This window comes from Thalassolituus alkanivorans (genome assembly GCF_020447205.1).
Taxonomy (GTDB): Bacteria; Pseudomonadota; Gammaproteobacteria; order Pseudomonadales; family Oceanobacteraceae; genus Venatoribacter; species Venatoribacter alkanivorans.
Map to the genome: position 1 here is coordinate 28,309 of NZ_JAJAEL010000007.1, position 19,895 is coordinate 48,203.

At 55.0% G+C, this 19,895-nt stretch carries 17 protein-coding genes; 3 read left to right on the forward strand and 14 right to left on the reverse strand.

Annotated features, from left to right (window positions below; genetic code table 11):
• Positions 1-1,139 (forward strand): sigma 54-interacting transcriptional regulator (locus LGT44_RS04740; protein ID WP_230333534.1); only part of this gene is annotated, 1,139 nt, incomplete at its 5' end.
• Between the two features lie 66 nt (positions 1,140-1,205).
• On the opposite strand, the gene LGT44_RS04745 is transcribed toward LGT44_RS04740, so the two are convergent.
• Positions 1,206-2,498 (reverse strand): YdgA family protein, encoded by a 1,293-nt coding sequence (locus tag LGT44_RS04745; protein ID WP_230332230.1) that lies wholly within the window; start codon positions 2,496-2,498, stop codon positions 1,206-1,208.
• 263 nt (positions 2,499-2,761) lie between these two features.
• On the opposite strand from LGT44_RS04745, the gene rapA reads away from it, so the two are divergent.
• Positions 2,762-5,521 carry an RNA polymerase-associated protein RapA gene (gene rapA, locus LGT44_RS04750; RefSeq protein WP_230332231.1) on the forward strand — a complete coding sequence of 920 codons (2,760 nt, stop codon included), beginning with the start codon at positions 2,762-2,764 and terminating at the stop codon, positions 5,519-5,521.
• Positions 5,522-5,637: 116 nt separating this feature from the next.
• Here rapA and gorA read toward each other — a convergent pair whose 3' ends face one another.
• The 13 genes from gorA to LGT44_RS04815 form a co-directional block, all read right to left on the reverse strand.
• On the reverse strand, positions 5,638-6,993 hold the full coding sequence (gene gorA, locus LGT44_RS04755) for a glutathione-disulfide reductase (protein ID WP_268866385.1): 1,356 nt from the start codon (positions 6,991-6,993) through the stop codon (positions 5,638-5,640).
• A gap of 31 nt (positions 6,994-7,024) precedes the next feature.
• Positions 7,025-7,549: a type II secretion system protein GspM gene (gene gspM / locus LGT44_RS04760; RefSeq protein ID WP_145468707.1), complete on the reverse strand. Its 525-nt coding sequence runs from the start codon at positions 7,547-7,549 to the stop codon at positions 7,025-7,027.
• Positions 7,546-8,802, reverse strand: coding sequence for a type II secretion system protein GspL (gene gspL / locus LGT44_RS04765; protein WP_230332232.1), 1,257 nt, complete (start codon positions 8,800-8,802; stop codon positions 7,546-7,548). Before gspL ends, gspM begins: the two co-directional genes overlap by 4 nt.
• Positions 8,803-8,812: 10 nt before the next feature.
• Positions 8,813-9,829: a type II secretion system minor pseudopilin GspK gene (gene gspK, locus LGT44_RS04770; RefSeq protein ID WP_145468703.1), complete on the reverse strand. Its 1,017-nt coding sequence runs from the start codon at positions 9,827-9,829 to the stop codon at positions 8,813-8,815.
• Positions 9,829-10,560 (reverse strand): type II secretion system minor pseudopilin GspJ, encoded by a 732-nt coding sequence (gspJ, locus tag LGT44_RS04775; RefSeq protein ID WP_145468701.1) that lies wholly within the window; start codon positions 10,558-10,560, stop codon positions 9,829-9,831. Before gspJ ends, gspK begins: the two co-directional genes overlap by 1 nt.
• Positions 10,560-10,931 carry a type II secretion system minor pseudopilin GspI gene (gene gspI / locus LGT44_RS04780; protein WP_230332233.1) on the reverse strand — a complete coding sequence of 124 codons (372 nt, stop codon included), beginning with the start codon at positions 10,929-10,931 and terminating at the stop codon, positions 10,560-10,562. The genes gspJ and gspI overlap by 1 nt, the downstream gene beginning before the upstream one ends.
• Positions 10,921-11,502 carry a type II secretion system minor pseudopilin GspH gene (gspH, locus tag LGT44_RS04785; protein ID WP_230332234.1) on the reverse strand — a complete coding sequence of 194 codons (582 nt, stop codon included), beginning with the start codon at positions 11,500-11,502 and terminating at the stop codon, positions 10,921-10,923. Before gspH ends, gspI begins: the two co-directional genes overlap by 11 nt.
• The gene (gene gspG / locus LGT44_RS04790) at positions 11,502-11,942 is read right to left on the reverse strand and encodes a type II secretion system major pseudopilin GspG (protein WP_225692700.1); all 441 of its coding nucleotides are present in this window, start codon (positions 11,940-11,942) and stop codon (positions 11,502-11,504) included. Before gspG ends, gspH begins: the two co-directional genes overlap by 1 nt.
• Before the next feature lie 9 nt (positions 11,943-11,951).
• Positions 11,952-13,163 carry a type II secretion system inner membrane protein GspF gene (gene gspF, locus LGT44_RS04795; RefSeq protein WP_230332235.1) on the reverse strand — a complete coding sequence of 404 codons (1,212 nt, stop codon included), beginning with the start codon at positions 13,161-13,163 and terminating at the stop codon, positions 11,952-11,954.
• A 2-nt stretch (positions 13,164-13,165) separates the two neighbouring features.
• Positions 13,166-14,707: a type II secretion system ATPase GspE gene (gspE, locus tag LGT44_RS04800; protein WP_145468693.1), complete on the reverse strand. Its 1,542-nt coding sequence runs from the start codon at positions 14,705-14,707 to the stop codon at positions 13,166-13,168.
• Between the two features lie 2 nt (positions 14,708-14,709).
• Positions 14,710-16,050 carry a UDP-glucose dehydrogenase family protein gene (locus tag LGT44_RS04805; protein WP_230332236.1) on the reverse strand — a complete coding sequence of 447 codons (1,341 nt, stop codon included), beginning with the start codon at positions 16,048-16,050 and terminating at the stop codon, positions 14,710-14,712.
• Between the two features lie 118 nt (positions 16,051-16,168).
• Positions 16,169-17,098: an electron transfer flavoprotein subunit alpha/FixB family protein gene (locus tag LGT44_RS04810; RefSeq protein ID WP_145468689.1), complete on the reverse strand. Its 930-nt coding sequence runs from the start codon at positions 17,096-17,098 to the stop codon at positions 16,169-16,171.
• 14 nt (positions 17,099-17,112) lie between these two features.
• Positions 17,113-17,862 (reverse strand): electron transfer flavoprotein subunit beta/FixA family protein, encoded by a 750-nt coding sequence (locus LGT44_RS04815; RefSeq protein WP_145468687.1) that lies wholly within the window; start codon positions 17,860-17,862, stop codon positions 17,113-17,115.
• A gap of 352 nt (positions 17,863-18,214) precedes the next feature.
• Between LGT44_RS04815 and LGT44_RS04820 the strand changes: the two genes are divergently transcribed.
• Positions 18,215-19,855 (forward strand): electron transfer flavoprotein-ubiquinone oxidoreductase, encoded by a 1,641-nt coding sequence (locus tag LGT44_RS04820; RefSeq protein ID WP_145468685.1) that lies wholly within the window; start codon positions 18,215-18,217, stop codon positions 19,853-19,855.
• Positions 19,856-19,895 lie beyond the last annotated feature (40 nt).

A 19,895-nucleotide genomic window follows, 5' to 3' on the forward strand; every position in this document is an offset into this window, starting at 1 on the left:
GTTCATTTTCTGCGCCGCCATACTCTGACTACCCTGCACTATCGGTTCCTGGTGAACGACAGAGTAATGAAAGCTCCGGCGAATTCTATCTGGGCATCGTCAACATTGCCGGAGAATCAAAACCTCTGGAGAAGGCTCTGGATAGCATCAGAGTCTTTGGACAATATGACGCGCCGGTTCTGATCACAGGTGAAACGGGAACCGGAAAAGAGCTTGCGGCCCGGGGACTTCACTATTGCGGCAGCCGCTCTGGCCACCCTTTTGTAGCCGTAAATTGCGCCACACTGACAACCGACCTGTTTGCCAGTGAAGTGTTTGGTCACAAAAAAGGGGCATTCACCGACGCCCGTCAGGACAAGAAAGGATTACTTGCCGTGGCCGAACGGGGAACGCTGTTTCTGGATGAGATTGATAGCCTGTCACTGACATCACAGGCTGCCCTGCTGCGTTTACTGCAGGAATCTGAGTACCGGCCGGTTGGCTCAGAAAAAACATACCTGTGCGACGTCCGCCTTATTGCCTCGGCCAACTGCGACCTTCAGGAAAAAATAGCAGCCGGACTTTTTCGCCGGGATCTGTTTTATCGGCTGCACATTCTGACGGTTCATATGCCTGCCCTGCGGGATCGCAAAGATGATATTCCGGTTCTTGTACGTCACTTTCTGCGACAGTTTGCTGAACAGTATGAGCTTGGAGAAAAGATCGCACCGGCGGAGCTGATTGATCATCTGACCACATTATCCTGGCCAGGCAATGTGCGCGAGCTGGAAAACACCATTCATCGTTTATATCTGCTATCCGGTTCCGGGCGCATCGAAATACAGCACATGCCTGCTACCGACATTCACGCAGAACCATTCGTGCCATCTCCAATAACGACGGACATGGAGCCTGACGCAGAAAATGGTGCGGATGAGTTTCCTCTTACCCGGCAATGCGGCATAGGTGCAGGTGATTACAATTTCAGCCGCGACAAGCGGCTGCTTGTTGAGCGCTTTGAAAAGGAATATCTCACCAGAATTCTGGATGAAGCGAATGGCAATGTAACCCGTGCAGCCATGATGTGCGGAAAAGACCGGCGCGCACTGGGCAAGATGATTAAGAAATACAATATCCGCAGAGGTCTGTTTATGGAGTGAGCGGATGCCGGAAGCGGGACGCCATAACAACCCTACTGAATCGGATTTGTTATGGCGTTTTGGCGTTCAGAAAGCCACAGCAATATCGTTAGCGCTGAGCTGTCCGTGCTGCAGTTTAAGCTGACTGACTAATCGCCCATCCTGATCCTGCAACATTCCCGCGTCCAGCAAACTGATAAAGTGCTCAGCCAGCGGACTTTGCATCAGACTGCGACTCAGGTTTATCTGCAACTCACCATTAAGACGCGCCATCAGTTCCTGTGGTAGTCCGGCGGCATCACCGGCGTCCAGTCTGACCTTGCCGTTTACTTTCAGATCGCCACTGGCACCAATACCACCCGGACTCAGGTCGTTAAAAATAAACGCGGTTTCAAAGGATTCCAGCGCCAGGCTGCCGCCATTCTTCAGCACTTCGTTTGCATTCAGCATCAGACCGGCAATAGCAGCCTGATCATCGCCGGCACTCTGTACTTTTTCCAGCAGGCGCCGGTAGCCTGACCAGCTGACGCCATCGATGTACAGCGACAGATTGCTGGAATCGACGTTCAGTTCTTTGTCGGTGGAGCTGACGCGCAAATTGCTGAATGTCAGGGTAGAGAGGGATGCCAGAGTATCGCGATCAATCAGAGCGGCCTGCTCAGTCTGCAGATTATTCAGTTTTATTTTCATGGCCGGACTGTCGATATTAAGCGCACCGATACGGTAGCTGGCCTTGTCGATAAAGGGCGAACCATTACGCTGACTGCTGACAACACTGAGCTCCAGCTGCTGCAGATTGGCGTCACCCTGCGTGCTGCCTTGCAGGCTGGCAGAGGCGAGACTGAGCCTGGCCGTTCCCCGCGCCGATTCATCAAGCCGTGTTTCCGTCTGCAGGATCAGTGGTGCAACAGCCAGTGCGCCACCATCAGGCAGTGTCATCTTGATGGCCCCGGTCTGGTAACGACCGTAGATACGGTCATCGCCGCCATTCAGGTGCCACTCACCCTGCTGGCCAGCCAGCAGTTCCGGTATCTGTTGCAGCATCATGCCGGCGAGTCCCTGCTGCGGATCGATCATAAAAGTGCCTGAGGCACGGTGCGGTTCAATGGTTACCTGCTGGCGGATACTGAACAGATCGGCGGGTTCTTCACCCAGCAGGCGAACATGATAAAGCTCCTCACGGGTAGCACCGAACAATCCACGGCTGACTTCTTCCAGTTGTATCGCAACCCCCTGGGCAGCAAGGCTGTCGTTCGCTTGTCGCAGGGACGTCTGGGTAAATGCATCATAGCGTTCGATATTCTGATAGGTGATGTAGCCTGCGGCAGCGGCTGAGGCGATTACCGGCAGGCCGACAATCAAGGCCAGGGTCTTACCCATAGTCAATGTCCTTATATGTGATTCCAGTGTGCGTTTTCCGCGCGAGTCTGAACATTCGTTGAGTCTGACCACGGACGCTGGCCTATCGTAAGAAGCCACAGCAACAATGTAAACACGAACCAGCGTGTTTATAGCGCGGTAAAGTGCCATTGCCGGTGGGATTTAAAGCCCCCTTGCGCTAGACTGCGCGCCTGTTTTTACCGGCTGCCATGCTGCAGCCGGGTTCTGTTTGTCACGTCAAAATATCTGCAGGTTAAGCTTATATGTATACAGTGGGTCAGCGTTGGATCAGTGAGGCCGAAACCGACCTCGGTCTCGGTCTTGTGCAAAATGTCGACTTCCGGGTCGTTACTATCTATTTTCCGGCCATCGACGATGTGCGCAGCTATTCACGCCAGAACGCCCCGCTCACCCGTGTAATCTTCAAAGAAGGCGACCTGCTGCCGCTGCAGGATGGCAGCATCCTGACCGTCGCTGACGTTACCGATATCGACGGCATTGTGTTTTACAGCGACGGTGAGCGCGAAATTTCTGAGATCCACCTCAGTGGCCAGATTCAGTTAAACCAGCCAACCGATCGTTTATTCTCCGGTCAGATTGACAACAACAATCTGTACGAGCTGCGCCAGATGGCGCTGCAGCAACTGAGCAAACTGCGTCAGCGCCCTTTCTACGGCTTACTAGGTGGCCGTACCAGCCTGTTACCGCATCAGCTCTATATTGCCGAACAGGTTACTCAGGATTCTATTCCGCGCGTACTGCTGGCCGACGAAGTGGGCCTGGGTAAAACCATTGAGGCGGGCCTGATTCTGCATCGTTTATTGCTGCAACAGCGCATTCAGCGCGCCCTTGTGCTGGTGCCGGATCATCTGCTGCATCAGTGGCTGGTGGAAATGATCCGCCGTTTTAACCTGCGTTTCTCACTGGTCAGCAAAGATATGCTCGAAGATGGCGACGATGACATCTTCGCCACCGGTCAGTTATTCCTCTGCCCGCTGTCACTGGCTACCCATGAAGCCATCGCGCCGCAGATCCGTGCATCCGACTGGGATATGCTGGTCGTCGACGAGGCACACCACCTGCAGTGGAGTGAAGATGGTTTCGACGAAGGCTACGCACTGGTGGAAACCCTGTCGCGCCAGGTCGACGGCCTGTTGCTGCTGACGGCAACGCCGGAGCAGCTGGGCGTGCAGGGACACTATGCCCGCCTGCGCCTGCTCGACCCTGAGCGTTATCCGTCCCTGCAGCAGTTTCTGGCTGAACAACAGGCCTATCAGCCGGTCGCGGATCTGGCCGCCGCACTGGCAGGCAGCGATGACCTGTCAGCAGAGCAGCAGGCAACCCTCGCCCGCCTGCTGCCGGATCATGCAAAGGCCGACATCAGCGATGCCACCCAGCGCAACCGCCTGCTGGAAACCCTGATTGACCGTCACGGCCCGGGCCGTGCGCTGTACCGTAACACCCGTCATGGCGTGAGCGGCTTCCCGCAACGCCTGCCACAACTGACCGCCCTGCCGGCACCGCAAAGTGATGACCTGACGCCGACGCTGGCTGATCTGCATCCTGAACGGGGCGTTACCGGCTGGTGCGATGATGATGCCCGCACCGACTGGCTGCTGAACATTCTGGCCAGCACCGGTAAAGACAAGATCGTGCTGATCTGCCATGCCGCGCAGACGGTTCTCGATCTGGAAGCCTGGCTGTGGGAAACCTGCGGCATTCAGGTGGCGGTGTTCCACGAGCATATGGATCTGGTCGAGCGTGACCGGGCGGCGGCTTATTTTGCCGATCATGAGCAAGGCGCACGTATTCTTCTGTGTTCAGAAATCGGCTCCGAAGGCCGTAACTTCCAGTTCGCCCATCATCTGGTGCTGTTTGATCTGCCGTTTAACTGCGACCTGATTGAGCAGCGCATTGGCCGTCTGGACCGTATCGGTCAGGCGGAAGATATCAAAATCTACATTCCGGCCTTCAGCGATCACATCAGCGGCCGCTGGGCGCAATTGCTGCACGCCGGCATCGACCTGTTCAGCCGTCCGAACCCGGCAGCCCAGCCGCTGCTGGAAAAACACCGCACTGCCATTGAGCAGGCACTGATCAGTGGCGAAGGGTTGGATGATCTGACCCGTCAGCTGGCAGCGGAACGCGATGAGCTGCTGGCCAGTCTGGAAGAAGGCCGTGATCGTCTGCTGGAGCTGCATTCCTGCCATCCGCAGCGTGCCCGTCGTCTGGCGAAAGACATGACCATCACCCATATCGAAGACGAAGCCGAGCTGAACGACTTCCTTGAGCTGTTCGCCGATGCCTTTGGTCTGGAACTGATCGATCTCGGTGGCGACTGCATTACCATCGCACCGGGTGACCATATGCTGGTGCCGGATATGCCGCATCTGCCGGAAGACGGCTTTATGGCCACCACCCGCCGTGATATCGCCCTCGCCCGCGACGACGTGCAATTCCTGAGCTGGGAACACCCGTTTGTGGATCAGGCACTGGAGCTGATCACCAGCGGCCCGGCCGGTAACGCCAGCGCCGGCTATATCGAAGATCACGATTTCCGTACCGGTGACTGCTTTATCGAACTGCAGTTTGTCGCCCGCTGCCCGGCGCCGAAAGCACTGGCCGTTGAACGCTACCTGCCACCCAATGCCATGCACCTGATGATGACTCCTGCCGGTGAGCTGAAGGTTAACGATGGCGAGCTGCCGGCCTTTGTACTGCCGCTGAAGCGTGGCACCGCACGCGGTCTGGTCGAGCAGAAAACAGAAGCCGTGCAGCCGCTGATCCATAAGCTGGAGAAAATGGGCAGCGCCCAGCTGAGCAAGATGGTTGATCGCGCCAGCAGCAAAGCCACAGAAGCCTTTGCCGCCCGCCTTGAGCGTCTGAATGCCCTGAGCGAGCAGAACCCGAATATTTCGCCATTGTTAGTGGCCGATGTTAAGCGTGAGCGCGACGCGGTGCTGGATGCCATTACCCAGTCGCAACTGGCGCTCGACAGCGTGCGTCTGGTGTTCTGCGGCTAAACACGGCGCCTATAAAAGTGCTGCGTATACAGCAGCGCCGCCGGGCAATATGGCGCACACAAAAAAGCCGGTACTGAACACAGTACCGGCTTTTTTGTTGCCGTATTCAGAGCCGATCAGCTGCGCGGAGTACGCATGGTGACGAACTCTTCGGCAGCGGTCGGATGAATGCCTATGGTGCTGTCAAACATCGCCTTGGTTGCCCCGGCCTTAATGGCGATGGCAATGCCCTGAATAATTTCCCCGGCCTCTGCCCCGACCATATGGGCACCAATCACCTGATCGGTGCTGGCGCGTACCACCAGTTTCATAAAGGTACGTTCCGGAAGACCGGACATGGTGTGCCGCATCGGACGGAAATCGGATTCATAGATACGCAGATCGTCGCCGAAACGCTCCCGCGCCTCTTCTTCGCTAAGACCTACGGTAGCAATATTCGGCTGGCAGAAGACCGCCGTCGGAATGCTGTCATAGCTCAGCGGCTCGTTGTTACCATCGTACCAGTGGGCAACCAGCTTCATTGCCTGCGCCAGCGCCACCGGTGTCAGCGCCGGAGTGCCGATCACATCGCCCAGGGCGTAAATGCTTGGTACTGCGGTGCGGAAGAAATGATCCACCACAATACTGCCATCGTTACGCAACTCAACACCCTGTTGCTCAAGGTTTAAACCTTCGGTCAGCGGTTTACGGCCGGTGGCATACATGACGCAATCGGCATCCAGTGCATCACCATTATTCAGCTGACAGCGCAGACTGCCATCGGCCAGCCGTTCGATGCGGCGGATATCGGTCTGGGTATGGATGCGAACGCCTTTATGGGCGATCTGACTGGCAGCAAAGTTGCGCACACCTTCATCAAAACCGCGCAGGATCTGCTCGCCGCGATACAGCAGGTGAGCCTCAGCACCCAGGCCGTTGAAGATTCCGGCAAATTCCACGGCAATATAGCCGCCACCAACGACAACCACACGCTTGGGGAATTCGTCCAGATAGAAGGCTTCATTTGAGGTAATGGCCAGCTCGGCACCGGGAATATCAGGCTTGAAAGGCCAGCCACCGGTGGCGACCAGAATCTTCTCAGCGGTGAACTCCTGCTCGCCGACTTTTACCCGGTGAGGGTCGATAATGCTGGCTGTGCCGTGCAGGATTCCAACGCCGGAATTTTCCAGTAAATTATTATAAATGCCATTCAAGCGTTTGATTTCACTGGTTTTATTATCACGGAGCGTGGGCCAGTCAAAGTTTTCCAGCTGGCCGTTAACACCAAAGCCGCGGGCTTCTTCAAACTTCTCGGCATACTCCGAGGCGTAGACAAAAATCTTCTTCGGCACACAGCCAACGTTTACACAGGTACCGCCCAGATAGCGGTTTTCAACCACGGCGACTTTAACGCCACGCGCTGCCGCCATGCGCGATGCACGTACGCCGCCGGAGCCCGCACCAATCACCAGCAATTCAAAATCGTAATTCATAATATTCCCCTGCCCGTTACTCAAGTCTGACTCAGGGAGTCAGTGTGGCGCGGATGTCGACCAGACCGGAACGGTCGGTACGATCAATAGTGATCTGGCTGACACGAATGCCGTGCCGGGACTGCATCCCTTCCAGCCAGGTGATGGCATCGTCAAAGACAGCCTTCTCCACCCAGACGCGCAGGCCTTTGCCATCCTGTTCGTAGCGACTGAGCACAATGCCAGCTTTCTTCGCCTGCTGGGTGACGGTCGCCAGAATCGGCGCATCGGAGGCGGAGGTTGCTGCCCCGCCAAAGCGGTGAGCGTTTTCTGCCAGCAGATTGTAGGTCGCCAGATTCTTTTCCAGACTCAGTGCGGCGGCTTTCTGGCCGCGGATCAACGGTGCATAAATCATCACAAAAATCAGCGCCAGCACCAGCAAAGCGGCAATCGCCTTAACAACCAGCCGATCGCGGGATGGCAGCGCCTGATACCAGTGCTGCGCCGCTTGTACGGCCTTATTGCTCTGCAACTGCGCCTGCAGCTGCCCCTGAATTAACTGAAGGCGTTCGTTCATGCTGAACCTCCGATCTTAATGCGACCCTTAACTCCGTCCTTATCGTTGGTAGCCGACGCCACCTCCGCAACCAGACCTTCTTTTTCCAGCGCCGCACGCAGCGTCTGTAATTCATTCAGGTTACTGGCGCGCACCTCAACAACCAGCTCCTGCAGGCGGTCATTAAAACGCAATGACATCAGCTGCACCTGCTTTTGCAGCCCTTGGGCGGCATACACCCGCGCCAGCACACTGGTTGTGCCAATAAAGCCTGCGCCGTCACTGTTGTCACCACCATCAAGCTTGGTTTTGATCTGACGCTCCAGCGAGCGGATACGCTCACCCGGAAACAGGGTTTTATAAAGACTGATGGCTTCCGCCCGCACCTGCTGCGACTGTTGCTTCAGCGTGTAGTTATCGATAAACAGGTACAGCGTGGCAGCAACCAGCCAAACCGCAGCGACGGCCGCGAGACCACGCCACCACACAGGCGGGCGATCTTCAGCGACTTCGCGCACCTGAAAACGCCCGGTCAGCAAATTGGTTAGCTTGCCCTGCAGACGTTGCTGTCGCAGTTGGTTGCCATCATTGGCGAGCAGTTCTATCTCGGCAAAAACCCCGGCAAAACTGCTTTCCAGCGTGGTTTTCAACAACTGCGCCTGATCCAGCTGCGCGGCCATAATCTGCAGGCCGGTAACCTGCTGCGCAGACTGTTCTTCATCACCATGATCAAACAATGATTCCAGCACCGGGGTCATTGCACTGTCAGTCACCCAGCCTTCAAATACCCCCGGAATACGCATAGCCCAACCCTGACCCTGGCGCAGCATCACAGGAACATCCTGTGGCAGCAGCTGGGTTTCAGGAATCAGCTCACGCACCTGCAGGTGATGCAGCTCGCATTCTTCCAGCAGGCGCTCAATCAGGTCATTGCCAACCACATAAGCACGGACTTTTTTGCCTTCGCTGCCGGCGGGCAGAATCAGATAATCCGACAGATCATCAATCAGCCCTTCTTCCAGTGCATAGGGCAAGGCACGGGCCAGATGACGATTACTGACACCCGGCAAAGACACCCAGTGGGTTGCGTAGTTACAGGCTGACAGAATCAGACGTACCGGCGTCAGATCCGCCTGAACTTCAGCCCAGGATGCCAGCGATTGCACGCCTTGCTCTGAACCAGCGGCCATCTGATCCAGAGCAGTTACCGTCCAGCGGCCGCTGATCGCGTTCCACTGCACTTTTATCGTTTTTATGGCCTTAGCGGTTTCCATGCACTACACCTTATTGCGTCATGCCAGGTTGGGTGGTTTCGGGCTCCCGCTTCGCTTCGCGGCGGGAGTAATCTCTGTACAGTGTGGTCATCCGACCATCACCGTTGTCACGTTTAATAAGTATTTCGCCAGTGGCGATACGGTCACCCAGCTCAACCCGGATAAAGGTTTCAAAATATTCGGATTTTACACTGAAGTCGGTTTTATCCCAGCGGGCCTTTGTTACCGGCGCTTCACCTTCGCCCGCGTTACCGCCGTTATCCGTTTTAGTAAATGGCTCAACCTGACTGAGACTCCAGAAGTCATCAACTGTCTTAAAGCCCTTATCACCACGGGCACTGACAATCGCCTCACCATCGGCCAGTGACAGACCGGCATCAAGAGAGGCCAGCACCATCGCACTGGCCGTGTTCACATTCAGCTGTGCAGTGATAGGCAGACAGACCACATAGGGCTCAAGCTTGCGGAAGCTGACCATATCCATTCCCTCCAGCAACAGCAGCTCAGAGGGGTGTTTGCACCCCTGATACGCAGCCTTATAGGGAGGTTCCATGCCCTGATAGCGGTCATCATCCTGACTGGATTCATCCATCCAGCGTGCCAGGGTATCGGCCAGGGTGACATCCAGCCCAAGCAGGTTAAGCAGGTTACTGAAGCGGATCTTCTGCGTCGCTTTATTGCTGGCCGCCACACTCAGACTGTTCAGATTAAAACGCCCCATCGCATCGGCGATATTGATGCGCGCCAGCCCGGGGGATAATGGGAAGGTGCGCTCCTGCGCCCACTCTTCATAGCGGTGATCGATTTCCTTGTCGTTTTTCCAATCAAGGTACAGACCGGTTTTTACCGCCTGCTCAGCGCCAAACACATACGAACGCGCCTGCTGCAGGGCAAGCATGGTGCCACTGCGCTGCACATCGGTTGACTGGCGATCAATCATCGCCACCGCCAGCATAGAGACAATGGCAAAAATCAGTAAAACGGTAATCAGCGCGAGGCCACGCTCAGATCTCTGCAGGCTGCGCATTATGAATCAGCTCCCCAGGACAGCAGCCACTGGCGCTCAATCTCGCCCAGCGCCGGCAGCGTCAGTCGCCAGCGGATTGCTAATGGCCGCTCCTCATCACTGCCACTCTGCAGCGCCGGCCAGGCGGTATACCAGTCCCGGCCACTGATCTCTGCACTCTGCCCGTCACTTGCCTTGCGTTCCTGCTGCACCAGCAGGTCAATCTCCAGACGCTCCACCTGCTCCAGCACGACCTGTGCCTGCGGTACAGAGTCACTGGCCCGGTCCAGCACCGGCCAGAAATAGCGCACCAGGCAATCGTGCTCAGGCTCAGTCACACCCCAGGATTGCAGGCGCTGCAGCGCCGGCTCGCAAACTTCGCTGTCGATGGCTTCAAGGCGGTAAGCAACGCGCTGCAGCTCGGCCCGCGGATCGGTACTGACCGGAGAATTACGCCAACCGGCGCGGGTAAATTCCAGCGGAAAGTCGCCACTATCAAGCAGCAGCGATGCCTGTGCATCACCGTATGCGTCGCGGATACTGCGGTTGATAAACTGTTCCAGATCGCGGCTGGCAACCATATTAAAACGCTGCAGACTGACCAGCTGCTCTGAACGCACTTCGCTGGCCTGTTTTGAGTCGATCACGTTGCTTAATAATTGCGTGGATGCGACACCGATCATGGCGGTAATGGAAACCGCGATCAGAACTTCAAGCAGGGTGAAGCCTTTTACCGCTGACAATGGCCGCATCAGTATTTGCTCATAATGCTGACCAGCGTGATCAGGTTGCTGTCTTTATGCTGCATATCCGCCACCGATACGGTCACCCGGTGCGTGTCCGGAAATTCTGTTTTTTCAACCTTGGTGAACACCTTCCACTCACGGTCAGCCATATCGACCTGATCATTATTTTCCCCCACTGGCGGCAGGCCATTAAGGCGCAGCTCCACCATGCGGTTATCGGCAACAAAAGACGCCAGGGTTTTATCCTGCAGATGCAGCAGACTACCGACACTCTGACTGGCGGTTTCACTCATCGTAGCGGCAATGGCGACAAATACGGTCAGGGCGATCATTACCTCAATCAGGGTAAAGCCACGCTGATTGCGTTCAGTTTTCATAGGTTTCCACCTTGATCAGCGGCGCCCCGAAACCATCACCACGGATCAGAACCTGAAAGTGATCGTCGCTATCGTGGGTCAGTGTCAGCAGATAAGGCGTGTATTCGTCAGAAGAAAGAAACATCAGCGCAGGTTTTGCGCCATCCTCTTCATCCAGCAGACTGTCAAAATCAACCTCCTGCCCTTCGACATTCAGCGCAATAAAAACATGCTCGGGAGCTTCAAGCTGGGATTTCAGACTGCCACTGTAGGCCTGCCAGGGGTTTTTACTGAGCTTATCAAGCTCTTCCCGGGTTTTATTGGCGCTGAATTCCTGGCTGTTAACATCCTGAAAGCTCAGCAGCTGCAGCGCCTGCTTATCCATAGCAACACCGAGGTCGATATTCTGAAATACCGCCTCTTGCCGATAGGCTGAAAACAGGTTGCTGAGGTGATGGGCAAACTGAGTGGTCTCATCCTGAGCCTGGCGATCACCACTGCTCAGGGTTGCCATGGCAAGCAGGCCACCAACAATGGCCAGCACCACCATCACCTCCAGCAGGGTAAAACCCCGCTGAAGCTGCTTACGCATCAGTGATCCAGACTGCTGATGTCGGCATTCTCTTCTTCGCCGCCTTCCTGACCGTCGGCACCGAGTGAGACGATTTCGTACTGCCCTTTATCAAGGAAGTACATAAACTCATTACCCCAGGAGTCAGTCGGTACGTTATTCCCCTTCAGGTAGCCACCGGATTTGTAGTTTTTAGGCTCAGGGGAGCTGCTTGGTTTTTTCACCAGCGCTTCCAGGCCCTGCTCGGTGGTTGGATAAGTAAAATTGTCCAGCTTGTACAGATCCAGTGCGTTTTCGATCAGCTTGATCTGGCTTTTGGTGGTTTTAATCCGGGCATCACCGGCGGAGCCGATAATATTGGTCGCAACCAGCGCCATAATGCCGCCGATAATCGCCAGTACAACCATCACTTCCAGTAATGTAAAACCCTGTTGGCGGTTCGCGTTACGCATTGATTTCATTCCGTTCTCCTACTGAACCATTTTTTGTAATTCAAGAATCGGCAACATAATTGCCGCGACAATTGTTGCCACAATACCACCCATCACCAGCAGCATGACGGGCTCAAAAATCTTAACCAGTGCTGACACCGTATTTTCCAGCGACGTTTCCTGCTGCTGTGCGGTTCGCGCCAGCATACTGTCCAGCTCACCACTGTTTTCACCACTGGCAATCATATGCAGCATAATCGGCGGGAAATAGCCGGTTTCGGCCAGAGCTTTATGCAGGCTACCACCCTCACTGACGGTGACGGTTGCCTGAGTCAGAGACTGCTGAATCGGCATATTGGTCACCACCTGACTGGCAATGCGCATGGCGTCCACCAGAGGCACACCGCTGGTGGTCAGAATCGCCAGCGTACTGCCAAAGCGGGCGGTATTGGCATCTTTGACAAAACCGCGCAAACCCGGCACCCGCAGCAGAAAATGGTGGTAACGCTTACGGAAAGCCGGGCTTTTCAGGGCACGACCGAATGCAATCATCCCGACAATAATGGCGATCAGGGTATACATCCCCCAGGCGGTAATAAAGTGGCTCAGATCGAGCATGAATTGCGTCAGGCCGGGCAGCTCCTGACCGTTTTTCACAAACACATCAACGATATCCGGCACAACGTAAGTGAGCAGACCCACTACGATACCAATAGCCACAATGGTCAGAATCACCGGATACATGGCTGCGAGCTTGATCTTCTGATCGGCCGCTTGGCGGGCTTCGGTGTAGTCCGCCAGACGATTAAGCACGCCATCCAGATGGCCGGCATGCTCGCCGGCACTGACGGTTGAACGGTACAGATGCGGGAAAGCCTTGGGGTATTCGGCCAGCGCTTTAGCCAGTGTGTAACCTTCAAGAACCTTGGCGCGAATTGCCAGAATCATAGCTTTAATGCGCTGTTTACCGGTTTGCTCTGACAGCGCCCGCAGCGACTCATCAATCGGCAGGCCAGCCTGAATAAGTGTTGCCAGCTGACGGGTAATCAGCGCCAGCTCAGGCACCGACAAACTCGGCTGACGCTCAAACAGGCTGTCTTTTTTCTGTTTCTGGGCGGTCTGTTCAACGGCCAGTGGCGTCCAGCCCTTGTCACGCAGCTGTTGGCGCACCTGGCGGGCACTGTCCGCCTCCAATACGCCCTTCTGCTGCTTGCCGCGGCCGTCGATGGCCTGATATTCAAATGCTGCCATGGTTAACCTTTCGCCACCCGCAGCAGCTCTTCAATGGTGGTACTGCCACCCAGTACTTTGCGAATGCCATCCTGACGAATACTTGGCCCCAGCGTGCGCGCATGCTGTTCCATGGTTTGTTCGCCCGAGCGGTCATGAATCAGGGTTTTCATTTTCTCATCGACTTCGATGATCTCGTAAATACCCTGACGGCCGCGATAACCGAGCTGATTGCACTTATCGCAGCCTTTGGCATGGTAAATGGTCGGCGGATTGGCGGCATCAACGCCCAGCAGCTCGCACTCACTGGCATCGGCGACCGCTTCAATCTTGCAGTCATTGCATAACACCCGCACCAGACGCTGGGCGATCACGCCAATCAGACTGGACGACAGCAGAAACGGCTCAACGCCCATATCCTGCAAACGGGTAACGGCACCGATCGCGGTATTGGTGTGCAGCGTGGAAAGCACGAGGTGACCGGTTAATGAGGCCTGAATAGCGATTTCTACCGTTTCCAGGTCACGGATCTCACCGATCATCACCACGTCCGGGTCCTGACGCAGAATGGCGCGCAGGCCTTTGGCAAAGGTCATCTCAACCTTGGTATTTACCTGCGTCTGGCCAATACCAGGCAGGCTGTACTCAATCGGATCTTCGACAGTCAGAATGTTGCGGCTTGTATCATTCAGATCGCTCAGCGCGCCGTACAGCGTTGTGGTTTTACCGGAACCAGTCGGGCCGGTAACCAGAATAATACCGTGCGGCTTGCTGATGATATTGCGCATGGTGCGCAGATCACGATCGGCCATACCCAGCTGTGACAGGCTCAGGCGTCCAGCCTGTTTATCCAGCAGACGCATCACCACCCGCTCGCCAAAGCTGGACGGCATGGTCGACACCCGCACATCCACTTCACGACCACCGATGCGCAGTGCAATACGTCCATCCTGCGGCACACGCTTCTCGGCAATATCCAGCTTGGCCATTACCTTAATACGGGAAATCAGCAGCGCCGACAGTGCGCGCTTGGGTTGTACCACTTCGCGCAGTACGCCATCGACGCGGAAGCGCACAACCAGACGCTTTTCATAGGTTTCAACGTGAATATCCGAGGCATTTTCTTTTACCGCCTCGGTCAACAGAGCGTTGATCAGACGGATAATGGGGGCATCACCCTCCTGCTCCAGCAAATCTTCGGTTTCCGGAACGGAATCGGCCAGACTGGCCAGATCCATTTCGTCACCCAGACCTTCAACCATTTCCATGGTTTCAGAGGAATCGCTCTGATAAGCGAGCCCAAGGCGCCGTTCAAATTCTTCTTTACTGACGGCTTCCAGCCGGAATGGCGCGGCCAGAAAACGCTGCACCTCCATAATGACATCAACACTAATGCCTTCTTTATGGATCAGCACCAGCTGTTCCTGCCCGCCTTCCACAACCACGCCAAAACGCTTGGCAAAGCCAAAAGGCAGGCGGGTTGCCAGGCTGGTGGCCTGATGCTGCCCCTGCGGCATACCGGTTCCGGATTCTGCTGCCGGATGTTCTGATATTACTGCGGTCATAATTAGCCTAAGTCGCGTCCGATACCGGCATAGTCAAAGCCCTGCGCTTTGAGCGCATAAGGATCGTACTGGTTCCGGCCGTCGATGATAATGGGGTGTTTCAGCAGTTTTTTCATGGCGTTAAAGTCAGGCTGGCGAAACGGCTTCCACTCAGTAACCAGCACCATGGCATCCGCATCGGCCAGCGCATCGTATTGGTGATCACAGAACACTATCTGCCCCTGCTCAAACAGTTGCGGCGCAAACCAGCGGCGCGCCTCATCCATAGCCACCGGGTCATAGGCACGCACGACCGCGCCAGCGGCGACCAGACGATTGATCAGAGCAACAGAACTGGCTTCGCGCATATCATCGGTACCGGGTTTAAATGCCAAACCCCAGACACCAATGGTGCGGCCACTCATATCTTCGCCAAAACGCTGCTGCAGTTTTTCAAACAGGCGCTGCTTCTGTGCCTGATTGCGGTCTTCCACGGCACGCAAAATACGGGTGTCGAAGTTAAATTCGTCACCCATATGAATCAGGGCCTGTACATCCTTCGGAAAACAGGAGCCGCCATAGCCGCAGCCCGGATAAATAAAGGAGTAGCCGATACGGCTGTCAGAACCGATGCCTTTGCGCACATTTTCGATATCAACGCCCATACGCTCGGCCAGATTGGCGACTTCATTCATAAAGGAAATTTTGGTTGCCAGCATGGCGTTGGCGGCATATTTGGTCAGCTCCGCATCGCGGATACCCATAAACATCAGTTTGTCATGATTACGGGAGAAACTGTGGTACAGCTCAGCCATTTGCTCACGCGCACGATCTGAATCAACGCCGATAATAATCCGGTCCGGGCGCATAAAGTCATCAATGGCTGCGCCCTCCTTCAGAAATTCCGGATTGGAGACCACGTCAAACTCAATATCTGCGCCGCGGGCATTCAACTCGGCGCGGATGGCATCGCGCACTTTCTCTGCCGTACCAACCGGCACGGTCGATTTGTTCACAACAATGGCATAACCCTGAAGATTGCGGCCAATTTCGCGGGCCACATCCAGAACATAGGTAAGATCCGCCGAGCCGTTTTCACCCGGAGGCGTGCCGACTGCGATAAAGTACAACGCAGATTGCTGCATTGCCTGGGATAAAGAGGTGTTGAACAGCAGACGTCCGGCCTTGCTGTTTTCCCGTACGATGGCCTCCAGGCCTGGTTCGTAAATCGGGATAATGCCTTCCTTGAGCTGATGAACCTTGGCTTCATCTGTATCTACGCAGGTAACGCTGTTGCCCATTTCGGCAAAACACGCGCCGGTTACCAGACCAACGTAACCCGTCCCTACTACCGTAATATTCAAGGTTATTTCCTTATTCGTAACTTCGTAAACCGACAGTACGTTACCTTATTACGGAAAAATGACAACTCAATGACATAAAAAAACCCGGCCTTGGCCGGGTTTTTCTAAGCTACTGATATTACAGAGCATTTTCCAGCGCAGGCACTGCGTCGAACAGGTCTGCAACCAGGCCGTAATCAGCCACCTGGAAGATTGGAGCTTCTTCGTCTTTGTTGATAGCAACAATGACTTTAGAGTCCTTCATACCAGCCAGATGCTGGATCGCGCCGGAAATACCAACGGCGATGTACAGATCCGGAGCAACGATCTTACCGGTCTGACCAACCTGCATGTCGTTAGGTACGAAACCAGCGTCAACCGCTGCACGGGATGCACCAACAGCAGCACCGATTTTGTCGGCCACTTTGTACAGCATCTCGAAGTTGTCGCCGTTCTGCATGCCACGACCACCAGATACAACGATCTTGGCACCGGTCAGCTCAGGACGGTCAGACTTAGCCAGCTCTTCACCAACAAAAGCAGACAGGCCTGCATCTTTAACAGCAGCAACAGTCTCAACCGCCGCAGAGCCACCTTCAGCCGCAGCTGCGTCAAACGCAGTACCACGCACAGTCATCACCTTGATGCTGTCAGAAGATTTAACGGTCGCGATGGCGTTACCGGCATAAATAGGACGGGAGAAGGTGTCTGCATCAACAACAGCAGTCACTTCAGACAGCATGTTCACATCCAGCAGAGCCGCTGCGCGTGGCAGGAAGTCTTTACCAGTTGTGGTCGCTGCAGCCAGGATGTGGCTGTATTCTTTGCCCAGTTCGGCAACCAGCTCACCCATGTTTTCAGCCAGCTGATATTCATAGGCTGCATTGTCTGCAACCAGAACCTTGCTCACGCCAGCCACTTTGGCAGCAGCTTCAGCAGCGGCACCACAGTTGCTGCCGGCAACCAGAACAACCACATCACCACCGATAGCGGCAGCAGCAGTTACAACGTTCAGGGTTGCGCCTTTCAGAGTAGCGTTATCGTGCTCTGCGATTACTAAAATAGCCATTACACAATCCTCTCTTACAGCACTTTGGCTTCGTTCTTCAGTTTTTCGACCAGCTCTTCAACGCTGCCGACTTTAATGCCAGCCTGACGCTCGGCCGGTGGAGTAACTTTAACCAGAGACAGAGTGGAGGTCATAGCCACACCCAGATCTGCAGGAGTAGTTACATCCAGAGGCTTGCGCTTGGCTTTCATGATGTTTGGCAGAGAAGCGTAGCGAGGCTCGTTCAGACGCAGATCGGTCGTTACGATGGCAGGCAGTTTCAGAGCAACAGTACGCAGACCACCGTCGATTTCACGGGTCACGTTTACTTTGTCGCCATCAACGGCCACTTCAGAAGCGAAAGTACCCTGAGCCATATTGGTCAGTGCGCCCAGCATCTGGCCGGTCTGGTTGTTGTCGCTGTCGATGGTTTGCTTGCCCATCAGTACCAGTTGAGGCTGTTCTTTTTCCACAACGGCTTTCAGCAGTTTGGCAACGGTCAGAGACTCCAATTTTTCTTCAGTCTCGATCAAGATGCCACGATCGGCACCCAGTGCCAGAGCAGTACGGATCTGTTCCTGAGCCACTTTAGGGCCGATAGAAACCACAACCACTTCAGTAGCGACGCCTTTTTCTTTCAGACGTACCGCTTCTTCCACTGCGATTTCACAGAATGGGTTCATAGCCATTTTAACGTTGGTCAGATCAACATCTGAGTTATCTGGCTTGACGCGAACCTTTACGTTGTAATCGATTACGCGTTTAACAGCGACAAGAACCTTCATAGATTCCTCGTATTTAACTTGGTGGATGAATAAAGGGCAAAATTACCACGCCGACAGGATGACACAGTCATATCAGGAGCCCTTTCCAGCGCGCCACATTATTCGGATGTTTACCGCGAGCGTCAATAGCAGCATTGCTGAAGCCCACAAAGACCGGGGCATTCAGGCTATTTTCCTGTCAAATCAGTTGCCTAGTGTTTAACCCAACGTATAATGGCGGCCATTTTGACTCTCAGGCAGGCACCTTTATATGGCCCGCCTGGCATGGCAAAACAATCGCCGGGCACAATTATTCAGTGCACCAGAGTCCGTGATAGCTCAGTAGCTCCCAGCTCATTTCGAGGAGATCAATATGCAACGTGAAGTAATGGAATACGATGTAGTGATCGTTGGCGGCGGCCCTGCCGGCCTGTCAACCGCATGTCGTATCAAGCAATTAGCCGAAGCCGCCGGACAGGAACTGTCTGTTTGTCTGGTTGAGAAAGGCTCCGAAGTTGGCGCTCATATCCTGTCCGGTGCGGTTATCGAAGACCGCGCCCTGGCCGAATTGTTCCCTGACTGGAAAGAAATGGGCGCCCCGCTCAATGTGCCTGTTAAAGGTGATGAAGTTTACTTCCTGACCAGCGATGAGAAGTCGATCAAGACTCCACACTGGGCCATCCCTAAGCCGATGCACAACGATGGCAACTACATCGTATCTCTGGGCAATGTATGTCGCTGGCTGGCTGAGCAGGCTGAAAACCTCGGTGTAGAAATCTACCCGGGCTTTACCGCCGCCGAGTACATCGTCGAAGACGGCGCCATTAAAGGCATCGTGACCGGCGACATGGGCGTAGGTCATGACGGCCAGCCAAAAGATGAGTACGTACCAGGCATGGAACTGCGTGCCAAATACACCGTATTTGCTGAAGGCTGCCGCGGCCACCTGGGCAAGCGCCTGATCGCCGAGTTCAAACTGGACGAAGGCAAAGATCCACAACACTACGGTATCGGTATTAAAGAGCTGTGGGACATTGATCCTGCCAAGCATCAGGAAGGTCTGGTACTGCACGGCGCCGGCTGGCCGCTGAATGAATCCGCCTCATCCGGTGGCTTCTTCCTGTACCACGCTGAAAACAACCAGGTAGTGGTTGGCCTGATCACCGACCTGTCGTACAGCAACCCTCACGTAAGCCCTTTCGATGAATTCCAGCGCATGAAGCACCATCCGGTGATCAAGCAGTATCTGGAAGGCGGCAAGCGCGTTTCCTATGGCGCCCGCGCAATCACCAAAGGCGGTCTGAACTGCCTGCCTAAGATGACCTTCCAGGGCGGCCTGGTGGTTGGTTGTGATGCCGGCACCCTGAACTTTGCCAAGATCAAAGGCACACACACCGCCATGAAGAGCGGCCTGGTGGCTGCTGAAGAGCTGTTCAAGGCTATTCAGGCTGGTCGTGCCAACGATGAAGTAACTGAATTCACGGCTGCCTTCGAAGCTTCATGGGCTTACCAGGAACTGCACCGCAGCCGCAACTTCGGCCCGGCAATGCATAAGTTCGGCATGTTCGGCGGCGCTGCTTTCAACTTCATTGACCAGAACATCTTCCCGATTCCGGTCACCCTGCATGACACCACGCCGGATTATGCAACCCTGAAGCCAGCAGCAGAATGCGCGAAAATTAACTATCCGAAACCGGATGGCAAAATTTCGTTCGCCAAACTGGATTCCGTCTTCATCGGTAACGTAAACCACGCCGAAGATCAGCCGTGCCACCTGAAGCTGAAAGACGCTTCCATTCCGCTGAGCGTTAACCTGCCTAAGTGGGATGAGCCTGCGCAGCGCTACTGCCCTGCCGGTGTGTACGAGATTGTGGAAGACGAAAACGGCAAGCGCTTCCAGATCAACTCACAAAACTGTGTTCACTGCAAAACCTGTGATATTAAAGATCCGTCTCAGAACATCACCTGGGTAACCCCGGAAGGTGCTGGCGGTCCGAACTATCCGAACATGTAAGCTGTTCACAAAAGAAAGCGGGCCTTGCCCGCTTTTTTTT